The sequence below is a fragment of the Frondihabitans sp. VKM Ac-2883 genome (assembly GCF_015350875.1).
Classification (GTDB): domain Bacteria; phylum Actinomycetota; class Actinomycetes; order Actinomycetales; family Microbacteriaceae; genus Frondihabitans.
The window spans coordinates 44,125-56,379 of sequence record NZ_JADKSF010000011.1; the positions used below are offsets into that span (position 1 = coordinate 44,125).

At 66.8% G+C, this 12,255-nt stretch carries 8 protein-coding genes; 5 read left to right on the forward strand and 3 right to left on the reverse strand.

Annotated features, from left to right (window positions below; all coding sequences use genetic code 11):
- Positions 1–26 precede the first annotated feature (26 nt).
- Together ITJ49_RS16400 and ITJ49_RS16405 are read right to left on the reverse strand one after the other, a co-directional pair.
- Positions 27–2,681: a phosphotransferase gene (locus tag ITJ49_RS16400; RefSeq protein WP_194606631.1), complete on the reverse strand. Its 2,655-nt coding sequence runs from the start codon at positions 2,679–2,681 to the stop codon at positions 27–29.
- A gap of 350 nt (positions 2,682–3,031) precedes the next feature.
- Positions 3,032–3,436 carry a hypothetical protein gene (locus ITJ49_RS16405; protein WP_194606632.1) on the reverse strand — a complete coding sequence of 135 codons (405 nt, stop codon included), beginning with the start codon at positions 3,434–3,436 and terminating at the stop codon, positions 3,032–3,034.
- Positions 3,437–3,672: 236 nt separating this feature from the next.
- Here ITJ49_RS16405 and ITJ49_RS16410 point away from each other — a divergent pair, with 236 nt between their 5' ends.
- Genes ITJ49_RS16410 through ITJ49_RS16420 form a run of 3 tightly spaced genes read left to right on the forward strand, consistent with a single transcriptional unit; the run spans position 3,673 to position 8,421 of the window.
- Complete coding sequence (locus ITJ49_RS16410) at positions 3,673–4,128, forward strand: hypothetical protein (RefSeq protein ID WP_194606633.1); 456 nt, start codon at positions 3,673–3,675, stop codon at positions 4,126–4,128.
- Positions 4,129–4,166: 38 nt separating this feature from the next.
- Complete coding sequence (locus ITJ49_RS16415; RefSeq protein ID WP_194606634.1) at positions 4,167–7,745, forward strand: bifunctional RecB family nuclease/DEAD/DEAH box helicase; 3,579 nt, start codon at positions 4,167–4,169, stop codon at positions 7,743–7,745.
- Positions 7,746–7,776: 31 nt separating this feature from the next.
- Positions 7,777–8,421 carry a SatD family protein gene (locus ITJ49_RS16420; protein WP_194606635.1) on the forward strand — a complete coding sequence of 215 codons (645 nt, stop codon included), beginning with the start codon at positions 7,777–7,779 and terminating at the stop codon, positions 8,419–8,421.
- Here the strand turns inward: ITJ49_RS16420 and ITJ49_RS16425 are convergent.
- Positions 8,402–8,740 carry a hypothetical protein gene (locus ITJ49_RS16425; protein WP_194606636.1) on the reverse strand — a complete coding sequence of 113 codons (339 nt, stop codon included), beginning with the start codon at positions 8,738–8,740 and terminating at the stop codon, positions 8,402–8,404. The two genes, ITJ49_RS16420 and ITJ49_RS16425, sit on opposite strands and share 20 nt — an antisense overlap.
- Before the next feature lie 139 nt (positions 8,741–8,879).
- Here ITJ49_RS16425 and ITJ49_RS17715 point away from each other — a divergent pair, with 139 nt between their 5' ends.
- Positions 8,880–9,443, forward strand: a complete 564-nt coding sequence (locus tag ITJ49_RS17715; protein ID WP_228514640.1) for a hypothetical protein — start codon at positions 8,880–8,882, stop codon at positions 9,441–9,443.
- Positions 9,444–9,714: 271 nt separating this feature from the next.
- A complete protein-coding gene (locus tag ITJ49_RS16435) occupies positions 9,715–12,255 on the forward strand; it encodes a glutamate--cysteine ligase (RefSeq protein WP_194606637.1) in 2,541 nt (846 codons plus the stop codon).

The window sequence follows — 12,255 nt, forward strand, 5'->3', positions numbered from 1 at the left end:
GCAGAGGTGTTCAGCAACGATCGCGGTCACCGGCTTGTCGCTCTCTGAGGATTGCCCGGCAAGAACGATGGAAGACACGCGAGATCACCGGTGAGGGCGGCGCGCGTCGCAGTGAGCGTAGAAAGCACACCGGCGGTACCCGTGCCCCAGTCGGATGACAACCGGAGGAGCTGCTCACCAGGGAAGGCGATTCCACCACCGTGTCGGATCGCATGGAGCCCGAGTGCGCCGGCATGCTCGCGGAGTGTCTTCGACGCGGTGTCGCTCGCGTGCCCCGATGCGATCAACTCGGCCAGAAACTGCATCAACCCGGCTCGCCCCGAAAAGAGACCGGAATTGATGGTGAACGCCGTCGACGCCGCCCGTTCGATCGCGGGGAGCGCAGCACGCAATCGTGGCGACGGGCACACGCGCAGCACGGCAAGAGCCGCGAGACCGATACCCGTGCTGCCCGAACCGAGGTACGGAAGAACGCGCGTGCCGTCGTCAACCTGGAGCGAATCGTCGGGCAGCAGTCGGCATCGGTCGAGATCGGAGATGACCAGCCGTTCGGCCTCTTCCGCCGCCAACGAGTCGTCGAAGCGCTCAGCGAACGCGGCGAGGAAGACGGCGACCCCCGACGCCCCTCGCAGAAGCCCCACGCGACTCGCGTCAGCGGAGCGAGTGTCGGAGACGCGTCGGGCACGGTGGGCGATGGCGGTCAGAAGCTCGCGCTCGGCGTCGTTCGGTTCGCACGCCTGCGACAACAGAGCGAGGCCGATTCCACTCGCGCCGCCGAAGAGGTCGACACCGCACTCGAACGGATCGGCTCGAAGAACACGCGCACGGAGCCCGGGCTCGTCGGTGCCACCGGCAACGAGCGCACCGGCCAGTCCGGTCATCAGCCCCGTCGGGAGAGAAGGATCCGGGAGCTCGCCGCTCAACCAGGCGCGGGCACCCCCGTCGTCGTGCCCCGCAGCCCCGAGCGCCCGCAAGACCCCCGTCACCCCGTGTGCCAGCCCAATTCGCTTCGCTCCGAACTGGTCGATGTCGCCGGGGTACCAGCGCTCGCCGTTGGTCGGTTCGGCGCTGGCGACGATGGACGTGGAAAGGAGCTCGCGCACCTCGTCGAACGCAGCGAGATCACCGTGGCGGAGCCCCGCGAAGAGGTGAGAGATGTCGGGGCCCGTGCCGGCGCGCGGTGGTCGGATGATTGGGTGCAGTGGGGTCAGGTGCGCATCGATCTGCTGGGTGCGCGACTCGCAAAGTTCGAACTTCTCTCGGGCGACACTGAGGTGCAGTGCAGCCTTGGATCCATCGAGGTGATGGATGAAGGTGAGTGGCAGGAGTGCGCTGAGTCGCATCGCGGCCAGAGCATGGGCGTCGCGAGCGGGCCCCGTCACGCAGGGTGCCGCTGAGAACCCGGGGACACCCTGGGGTGATGGAGAAACTCGAGCGTCGATGGCGTGTGCGGACTCGAAATCGATGAGGGTTGTCTGGCCTTCGGGGGAGACGAGAATGTTTTCGGGGTGAACGTCGCCGTGAACGAAACCCGCTCGGTGGATCGACTCGAGAGTCTGCTGGACTGAGTCGAAGAGGCGGTCGGCCTCGTCTCGGTAGGCAATACGCTCGCGGGCCGTCGAGGATGCCCGGAGCAGAGGGTTTCGGGAATGCAGGTGGCGGTTGGCCGTGCGGCCCGGAGCGGCATGCAAGGAGAGAAACCGGTGGCCGCCCGACTCGAAGGCGTTCTCGAGACGGACTACCCCCTCGACGTGGGAAAGAGCCCGGATGACCTCCTCTTCTCGACGAAGACGTGTGACGGCGTCGTTGCCATCGGGGTCGAGCCCGGTGAACGGCCGTGCCTCTTTGAGGATGACCGGTGCACCCGTATCGCGCCGAGTCGCACGGTAGAGCCCCCCGGCCGCGCAGAAGCGAATGGCGCCGGTGACGTCGTATTCGGCGAGGTCTCCGGTGTCTGCATCGCGGACCTGTCGCATGCGCTCGGCAACCGCCTCGGGTAATGGCACCCACGACGGCGGTGCGAACGAGGGAGAGCGAACGTCGGGAACCAGTGTGCCGTCGGGGGCTTCAACTGCGAGGAGGCGTGGCCGGTCGGCGCAGGGATCGGCGAAGGGGTCGCCGTGGGGTGCGTCTGAGGCGCCGCGGGCGCCTTTGGTGTCTGGGTCGTCGATATAGCGCTCGCGGAATCCGCCGAAGCGGAGGAAGACCGGAGCATCGTCGTTCCAGCGGAGATCGCCGAGGATGCCTGGGCCCTCGAGGTGGGTGAGTTCGTGGACGAGTTCGTCGAGAACCGATATGAGCTGAGTCTCGTCGGAGGGATAGACGGTGACGAACTTGCCGCTGGCCGTTCTCGGTGCGAGCTTGCCGTTCTGAGCGGCCAGGGCGGCCGGCCCGGGTGCGAATTTGAACGGGATGCGATTAGCGGCGCAGACCTCGGCGACTCCCTCGAGGACGTCAGGTGCTGAAGCGAGAGTCGCGGAGCAATGGATCTTCCAGCCCTGCGGTGGCAGCTCATGGCCTCGGGGGCTGACGATCGTCCAGGTCTCGATTTCGTGGATGACCCACTTGCTCCAGTCAAGATAGATCGGCAGCCCGTAGTCGCGCGCGGGCCTCGTGCGCCGCTCCTCTCGGCCGTAAAACGGACTGCCGATCGGCAGAAACTTCAAATAGCGGTCGTCCATGAGCCTCACTCCTTGAGATCGGATCGAAGGCCTCCAAGCCGCGCCTCCTCGTCGATGGCCGCAAAGCTACCAGAAATAAGGTGTTTGACATTCGTGTTTTACACAGCCTAAATTCTGTGGGCAGGACGTTCTGTCCGGCCCGGCACAGCCCGGTTTCTTCCGTACGAAAGGCATCACGAATGAACACTTCCGATCTGCAGAACCTCAGGGCCGAGACGATCGACGACGGCGAAATCGGGCTCCTCTGGAGTTCGATCAGCCTCTACCTCTGCTCGTAGCGTGACGTACCGCCGTCGGCTAGGGCCTACCGGCCGGCGGCGGTGCGACGCGCTCTGGTGGGTAAGGCGCGATCAGTGATCTGAGGCAGAAGCTCCGGAAGCCGTAGCTCGAACGTCGCGTCGGCGGGATCGAAAGAGTGCTCCGGCAACCATCACGACAAAAACGCCCACTACCAAAGCAAACCCGGCCCCGATTGTTGCATTCACGCCGCCGCCGGGAGTGTCGGACGCGTAGGACGCGGTCAGAATCCAGGGCACCGAGAGCGAGGCGTGGGTGACCCAGACGATCAGCACCAGCGCCAGCCCGATCGTGATCATGAAGAGGGGCGCGAGGATCAGCGCCGCCGATGTCGCGAGGGCCATTTCGCCGAGAATGGAGCGCCGGATCCTGGTCAGAGATTTCCACACACGAAGAGAGTATTGGAATATCGAATCCTCGAAAAGTGGCACAGTGGTGTCATGAACGACGTTGTCCATTTTGTTCTCGCCGGGGTCTCATGCTCGCTCACGCGCCAGGATGTCGAGCGGAGTCTCCATGATGTCGACCCAGCGCCCGTCACTTCTCAAGCCGCCTCCATCAACGGCCTCTGGTACCCGGTCGGGCAGGCTCTCGAGGTGGCTACCGGGGTGGATCGGCGCAAGTTTCGCTCTCGCGAGGCCCGACGGCATCTCGCTCAGTTCGGTTTCGAGCTGCAGAGTTCGGTACCGCTGCGATGACCGCGCAGGATCCGCGGAGCCGCGATCACCTTGACGCCCCGGGCGGGCCTGGGGCCGAGCCTCCCCGCCGGCTACGGCTGATCTTCGCACGCGTGCGGGTGGTCGTGCTCGTCGGAATTATGTTCCTTCTGATCGGCAGTCGCGCGCTCTTCGCCACAGAGCGGGTGCAGGTGACCTGGCCGGCCGCGGTCCTGGGCTATGGCGTGCCGATCGCCGCGACGGCGCTGCTCGCCTGCGCCATGACGCGCAGGCCGGGCGATCGGCGATTCGATGTCACGGCACTCTCGCTGTCGTCGTCGGCGTTCGCCGTCCTGTGTTCGACGGTGAACGAATCGGTCGTGGTGACGCCGGCACTCGGCGTCGTCCTGTCGGTCGCTGCGACGATCTGGGCAACGGTGTCGCGGGGAGACCGGCAGCAATCGAAGATCCCGGATGTCGGCGGTCGTAGGTAGCGTTTTCGCCAACAGACCACCCGGTGCGAGGAGAGCAGTTGTACGTCGATAGTCAGAACGACCGCGTCGTTACCAGCCCTACCGATCTCAGCGTGTGGGCGGCGTGCGAGTGGGGGTTCCTGCGGCGGCTCGACGCGAAGCTCGGGCGAATCGACGGAGCGCTCGACGAGCCCGACTCGATGCTGGAGCGCACTGCCGCCCTAGGCATTGCCCATGAGGAGCGGTATCTTGAGGTGCTGCGGAGTCGGTTCGGAGCGGACGGCGTGGTGGAGTTCGCCGACCGGCCGAAACCAGCTGACTACGCCGCTGCTGCCGAGCAGGCACGGGAGGCGATGGCCCGCCGGGTGCCCGTTCTCTATCAAGCGACGTTCTTCGACGGGTGGTTTCTCGGTTTTTCCGACTTTCTCGTGCTGAATGAAGCGGGAGAGTACGAGGTGTACGACACCAAGCTCGCCCGGCACGCGAAGATCTCGGCGCTCCTTCAGCTCGCGGGCTACGCCGAGCAGATAGAGGCACTCGGCATCCCGGTCGGTGACCGGGTGCACTTGGTTCTCGGCGATGGTCGCGTCAGCAGTCATGACCTGATCGACATCCTGCCGGTGTACCGGGTTCAGATCGAGCGGCTGCGCGGAGTTCTCGCCGAGCGTGTGGTGGCCACCGACCCCATCGAGTGGGGCGATCCGCGCTTCTCGGCGTGTGGCCGGTGCGTTCACTGCTCCGTCGAGGTGGAGCGCCACCGCGATCTCGTGCTCGTCGCGGGCATCACTGTGGAGCAGCGCAGGAGGCTCACCGAAGCGGGGGTCGCTTCGATCGATGAGCTCGCTTCAATCGATGAGCTCGATTCGATCGATGGGGTCAAGGCCGTCGGCGGGTCACACCGACCGATTCCCGGCATCTCGCCGAAGGTGCTCGATCGCCTCGCCCGTCAGGCGAGGGCGCAAGTGGCGAGCGACGAGGTCCCACCGACTGAAGGCGAACGACCCGGCGAGCGGCGGCCGATCGTCGAGGTCGTCTCGCGAAAGGCGCTCGATGCCGTTCCCGCCTCTGACGACGGCGACATCTTCTTCGACTTCGAGGGCGATCCGCTCTACACCGAAGACAATCGCACCTGGGGCCTCGACTACCTCTTCGGGTTGGTCGACAACGACGACGCGTTCGTCACGTTCTGGGCGCATGATGTCGCAGGTGAGCGACAGGCGCTCGTCGACTTTCTCGCCTTCGTGCGAGAGCGCCGTGCCAGGCACCCGGGTATGCACATCTATCACTACGCCTCGTATGAGAAGACGCACCTGCTGTCGCTCGCGGCGCGACACGGAGTCGGCGAGGACGAGGTCGATGAGCTGCTCCGGCAGAACGTCCTGGTCGATCTCTATCCGATCGTCCGGCAGGCTCTCGTCGTCGGGTCGCGGAGCTACTCCATCAAAAAGCTCGAACCCCTCTACATGCCGACGACCAGAACCGGCTACGACGTCGCAAACGCGGTCGACAGTATCGCCGCCTATGCGAACGCGATCGACGTCGTTCGTTCGGGTGACGTCGACGAAGGCCAGCGCCTCCTCGACCAGGTCGGCGACTACAACCGGTACGACTGCGTCTCGACGCGGCGGTTGCGAGACTGGCTGCTGACACTTCGCGGCGATGTTCACGAGACCGTCTCGACCGATGGGCTCTCCGCAACCGACCTCACCCTCGTCGAAGCGCCGCTGCCGCCCGAGCCCGACCCCGTCTTCGTTGCCCTCATGGCACTCGTCGAGGGTGTCGATCCCGCTCAGCGCACGGCAGACCAGACCGCCCTAGCCCTTGCGGCCAGTGCCATCGACTACCACCGTCGCGAAGCAAAGAAATCCTGGCAGGAGCACTTCAACCGCCTCGAGGCGGACATCGCCGATTTCGCCGACGACAAAGACGTCTTCGTGGTCGAGCGCGCCTCGGTCGAGAGTGAGTGGGCGCCCCCGATCAAGCCGGCGAGAAGCTGGTCGCGACACCTGCGGCTCCGCCTGCGTCCGGCGCCGGGAAGTCGCCTCTCCGTCGGTGAGAAGCCGCGGGCCCTCTACGACTTTCCACCCCCTCCCGGGATGAAGACGTCAGGCCCGGCCTCGCGGGGCTTCACCGGGTCCATTGAGATCTCAGAGATCGTCGGAGCGAACGATGCCATGGTCGACGCGATCGTGCGAGAGGTGCTTCTGAAGGGCGTCGACCCGTACGACGCTCTCCCGGTCGCCTTGACTCCCGGCCCACCGATCGCGACGAAGGTGCTCAGCGGCGCGATCGCCGAGTGGGGGGAGTCCCTTCTCGACCATGATGCGAGCGACCTGCCGGCGGATCCTGTGCTCGATCTGCTGCGCCGGCGACCCCCGCGAGCGGTGATCGCTCCGATCGTGGGCGACGACACCGTCGGAGCAGTCGTATCGACCCTGCTCTCGTCCGAACAGAGCTACCTCGCCATCCAAGGGCCACCCGGCACCGGCAAAACCTACGTCGGCTCGCGGGTGATCGCGAGGCTCGTCGCCGATCACGGGTGGCGCGTCGGGATCGTCGCCCAGTCGCACGCCGCGGTCGAGAACGTTCTCGACGCAGTCATCGAGGCGGGCCTCGAGCCCGACCGGGTCGGGAAGGCGCCGAAAGACCCCGAGAGACATGCCTCGGGGTGGACTCCGCTCACGAAGAAGTCCGGTGAACTCGATTTTCTGAGCCTCGAAGGTGGCCTCGTCTTCGGCGGAACCGCGTGGACCTTCGCAGGCTCGACAGTGGAGCGACGATCACTCGACCTTCTTGTCGTCGAGGAGGCCGGGCAATTCTCGTTGGCGCCGACGATTGCGGCCAGTGTCTCGGCCGAACGGCTGCTTCTGCTCGGCGATCCCCAGCAGCTGCCCCAGGTGAGCCAGGGCACGCACCCCGAACCCGTCGACGAGTCGGCGCTCGGATGGCTTGCCGACAGACGAGATGTGCTCCCGGCTGAGTTTGGCTACTTCCTCGCCGAATCCCGCCGGATGGACGCTGCGCTCTGCGAGCCTGTCTCCCGGCTCTCCTACAACGGGGCGCTGCGCTCCAGGGCGCCGAAGCGGCTACTGGACGGCATCGAAGCGGGTCTTCATCTCGAGCCCGTCGAGCACCGCGGCAACACGACTGCTTCTCCCGAAGAAGCCGTGCGGGTGGTCGAGGTTGCACTCGATGCGGTGGGTCGCCGCTGGTTCGACGGCCCCGACGATGAGGTCGGGAGGCCGCTCGAGCCTCGCGACATCATCGTGGTCGCGCCCTACAACGCCCAGGTGCATCTGCTGCGCGACGCCCTCGACGACGCTGGTCTGGGAGACACTCAGGCGGGGACGGTCGACATGTTCCAGGGGCGCGAAGGTGTGATTGCCATCGTCTCGCTCGCGGCCTCGTCGGGTAGCGAATCCGTTCGTGGCCTCGAATTCCTGGTGCAGCCCAACCGACTCAACGTCGCTCTCTCTCGCGCCCAGTGGGCGGCCTACCTCGTGGCGTCACCGGCTCTGCAGGTCGGGCTTCCGCACTCGATTGCCGAGATGGCTCTCCTCAGTAGATACGTGCGACTGCTCGATGGAGCCGTCGCCAGCGAGAATCGTCGATCAGCGGAAGTTAAGCAGGGGGCTTAATTTTGCGAAAAGTTAGGTTTATGCTTAATGGGTGTCTCCTGAAAACGTGGTTGCCGTGATCATCGACATCGTCGACTCGCGAGGTCTCTCTGATCGCGACGAGGCGCAGGGCGAGATCGAGCGGGCTTTCGAAGGGACGCCGGGTGTCGAACCGGTAGACCCTCTGCGGGCAACCGTCGGCGACGAATTCCAGGTCATCTACGCCACCCTCTCCGATGCCCTGGTTGCGACCACCAGCGCCGTCCTCGCCCTGCCCTCCGGTGTCGAGCTGCGGTTCGGGTTCGGTTGCGGGGAGGTCCGCTCCGTAGGATCCCGCACGGCCGGCCCCGTCCAAGACGGTCCTGGCTGGTGGTCCGCCCGAGAAGCCATCGAAGAAGCACACCGCCGCGAAGACGGCAGAAGTCCCTTCCTTCGCTCCTGGTATCTCTCTGCCAGCGGTCGAGGCGGCATTGAGGAGCGCGTCGTCAATGCCTACTTCTTGAGTCGCGACCACATTGTCGCCCGAATGACCGCCCGTGCGCGTCGCGTGACACTGGGGCTCCTGCGTGGTGACACGCAGACGCAGATCGCCGAAGCGGAGGGGGTCACGCCCTCGGCCATCTCGCAGTCGGTGCAGAAGTCCGGTGCGATTGCGGTCGTCGAGGGCCTTCGGGCGCTCAGCCCGGGAGGTCGCTGATGCTCGCCGGGCTCCTGCTTGCGCTCATCGGAGTGGCCGACATCGTGAGGGCGAGGGTGGGCGCGACCACGAGGGGCGGGGCGACGCCGAGAACGAGCGCCAGACCCGGGAGTACGGGGCGCTCCGGGAACGCCGGGCGCTCCGGGAACGCCGGGCGCTCCGGGAACGCCGGGCGCGTCGGAAGAAACAGGGAGAGCGCGATCGCCATCGCCGTGGTGTGGATCGGGCTGGGAGCAGTGGCGTGGTTCGGCCTCGGCATCGAGCCGTGGATCGTGCTCGGCGTCGCGGCCGCCGCCGGCCTGTGGGTGGCATCGACCACGGCGGTTGGATCGGGGGTACTGGCATCGATGCCGGGGCGGGCTGTAGCGGGAGAGGCTTCGGGGTCAGTGAGTCGCCGCGAACCCGCTCGGTGGTCGCTTCGTCGATCTGGGTCTTGGCCGTCGATACTCCTCGCGGTCGTGGTCGCCGTGCTCTTCGTCGCTGGGCCCGGCAGTGCCGCTTCCACTACCGGATTCGTCGTTGACTGGCACCGCGACTCCGGGCTCAGCTTCATCGACGCCCTGCCACTCGCCGCCCTCGTGGGTGGTGTCGGCTCAGCGCTGTTCCTCGTCGATTCGGCCAACATCGTCGTGACATCGGCGCTCCCGAGCGGCGTCGCCGTCGTCCCGGGCCTCGACGAGCAGGCTGACGTGACGCCCGGGGAGGTCGAGGATCGACAGGCTGAGGATCTACCCACCTTTGCAGACGAGGAGGTCGGCGAGGTGCCCGAGTCGCAGACGCGGGAGCTCAAAGGCGGACGCCTCATCGGCCCGATCGAACGGTTGCTTCTCGCCGGATTCGCACTCACCGGGGCCTTTCCCGTGGTGGCGGCGCTCATCGCGGCCAAGGGCATCGTCCGGTTTCCCGAGATCAACCGCGCGACTACGGGCAACCCCGCCGAGTACTTCCTCATCGGCAGTCTCGTCAGCTGGGCCACGGCCTTCTCGCTCGCGGGTCTGTGCTGGTTGTTAGCGCTGGCCTAATTTTCGGGCGATGTTAGGTGTGGGCTTAACTGGCGGGGCTGCAGGCTGGAAGTCGAGCGGCCTTGGGTCGGATCCTGGCTGTCCGATAGCGAGATGGCCGTAACTGCAGCCTGGGCGCGGTCGAACGGGAGATTGGGCCATCTCGCAAAGTCGACAGGCGCCGACGTGAGCGACACCGGCGGAGCGGCCCCGCCAGACCCCCGCATGTGCAAACACTAAGCGTCACGTAACCGGACTCCCGCGGGAGCCCCCGACCGACTACGGTCAAGAAATGAGCGCGGAGCTGACCCTCGGGGCGGAAGAAGAGCTGCACCTGATCGACCTGCAAACGAAGCGGCTGTCGGCCCGAGCGCCCCAGCTGCTCTCGAAGTTGCCGCCCGAGACGTTCGGCGCCGAGCTCCAGCGCACCACGGTCGAGACGAACGTGCCGGTGGTCACGAACCTCACCGATCTGCGCACCGAGATTATGGCCCTGCGCAAAGAGCTGGTCGATGTCGCCACCGACGCCGAGCTGGCCATCGCGGCGGCCGGCACCGCCCCGCGGAGCGAGTTTGCCGACTTCGAGCTGACGACGACCGGCCGCTACGGCCGGATGCAGGAGCAGTACCGCATGCTCGTCGACGAGCAGCTGATCTGCGGCCTCCAGGTGCACGTGGGGGTGGCCGATCGCGACATGGCCGTGCAGATCATGGGTCGCGTGGCTCCCGTCTTGCCAGCTCTCCTCGCTCTGAGCGCGAGTTCACCGTTCTGGAACGGCCAAGACACGGGTTACGCAAGCATCCGTTCGATCATCTGGCAGCGCTGGCCCAGTGCCGGCGCGACGGGGCCGATGGCGAACGCGGGGGAGTACGACCGTCTGGTGCAAGACCTGATCGGCTCCGGAGTGATCGCCGACGCGAAGATGGCCTACTTCGACGTTCGACCGTCGTCCCACGCGCCGACGCTCGAGCTCCGCACCTGTGATGCCTGCCCGCTGGTCGACGATGCCGTGCTGATCGCCGGGCTGTTCCGCGCCGCGGTGCGGAAGGCCGAGGTCGACATTCTCGACGGCAAGCCCGAGAAGCTTCGCGCCCAGCCGCTGCACCGGGCCGCGATGTGGCAGGCCGCCCGGGCAGGGCTCACGGGTGAGCTGCTCGATCTCGGCGTCCACCCCGAGCGTCTTCCGGCGGCGCAGGCAATCCGGCAGCTGTCGGCGTCGCTCCGCCCGCAACTCGAGGAGCTCGGCGACTGGGCCGACGTCGAGGGGCTGATCGAGCAGACGCTTGCGCGCGGCAACTCGGCGGATCGGCAGCGCGCCGCCTATGCCGAGAACGGCCGTATCGACGACGTGGTCGACCTGGTCGTCAAAGAGACGCATGGTCCGGCCGGCGGCGATGCCGCGAGCACTCCGAGCATCACGGGCTACCGATTCCGCGCCGGAGACGAGGCGATCGGACCGGGACTTCGGGCGCGACCGGCCTACGCCGACATCGCGGGCTACTTCCGTCAGCTCGACCCGGAGACCATCCGGCAGCGGGCCGACGCACGCGACACCTGGACGAAGAATCGGGGTCTGAGCTTCACCGTCGGCGGCGAGCTCCGCGGCTTCACCGTCGATCTGGTGCCGCGAATCGTGACGAATCACGAGTGGAGCCAGCTCGCCAAGGGCCTGACGCAGCGGGCACGGGCGATCGAGTCGTTCCTCCAGGACGCCTATGGCGCGAGACGCATCGTCGCCGACGGCGTGCTGGCCGAGGCCGATGTCGTCGACGCGATGGGCTGGCGCGTCGAGGCGGCGCTTCTGCCGACCGGCACGGTGCGCGCGCCGATCCAGGGCTTCGACCTGATCCGCAACGAATTCGGCGGCTGGCGGGTGCTCGAAGACAACGTCCGGAGCCCGAGCGGTGCGGCCTACGCGGTAGCCGTCCGCCACCTTCTCGACGAGATCGTGCCGGAGGCTCCGCGACCAGCCGGGCTGCTGGATCCTGAGACCGTCTTCGGTCTGCTCCGCGAGACCCTCCTGGCCCACGCGAAGAGCGACGATCCCACGGGCGCCATTCTGAGCTCAGGATCCGACAGCTCGGCCTGGTACGAGCACAAAGCGCTTGCCGAGGGCACCGGGTTTCTGCTGGTGACCGCCGACGATCTCGCGATGCGCGATCACCGGGTGGTCGAGCGGGCCACCGGCCGCGTCATCGACACGCTGTACCTGCGCCTCGACATCGAGCTGATTGAGGTGGCGACTGCGGCAGACCCCGATCTCGGCGTGAAGATCATGGACGTCGCAGCGACCGGCGACGTGTTTCTCGCCAACGCCCCGGGCAACGGTCTCGCCGACGACAAGGCGATGTACGTAGCGGTGCCCGATCTGATCGAGTACTACCTCGACGAGAAGCCGCTGCTCGAGTCGGTGCCGACCTATCGCCTGAGCGACGAGGCGGAGAAGCTGAGTGTGCTCGACCGCGTCGGCGAGCTTGTGACGAAGCCGGTCGACGGCGAGGGCGGGCACGGCGTGCTGATCGGGCCGAGCGCCAACGCGGCGGCCGTTGCGGAGCGTCGCGCCGAGATCGCCGAGGACCCGGCTCGCTGGGTCGCCCAGGAGGTCGTGACCCTGTCGTCGCATCCGACGTTGACCGCGCGCGGCCTCGAGCCGCGCCATGTTGACCTCCGGGCGTTCGTCTACTTGACGGGTGTGGGCCCGACGCAGAGCCGGCTCGCCGACTTCGGGCTGACGAGGGTCGCCCCGGAGGGGAGCATGGTCGTCAATTCGTCGCGAGGCGGTGGGGCGAAAGACACCTGGATCATCGGCCCCGAGCCCTCGGAGGAGAACTGA

Excerpts from the sequence above, each read along its gene's own strand:
- ITJ49_RS16400 (WP_194606631.1), bottom strand. The coding sequence starts at position 2,681 with ATGGACGACCGCTATTTGAAGTTTCTGCCGATCGGCAGTCCGTTTTAC.
- ITJ49_RS16405 (WP_194606632.1), bottom strand. The coding sequence starts at position 3,436 with ATGGACAACGTCGTTCATGACACCACTGTGCCACTTTTCGAGGATTCG.
- ITJ49_RS16410 (WP_194606633.1), top strand. The coding sequence starts at position 3,673 with ATGACCGCGCAGGATCCGCGGAGCCGCGATCACCTTGACGCCCCGGGC.
- ITJ49_RS16435 (WP_194606637.1), top strand. The coding sequence starts at position 9,715 with ATGAGCGCGGAGCTGACCCTCGGGGCGGAAGAAGAGCTGCACCTGATC.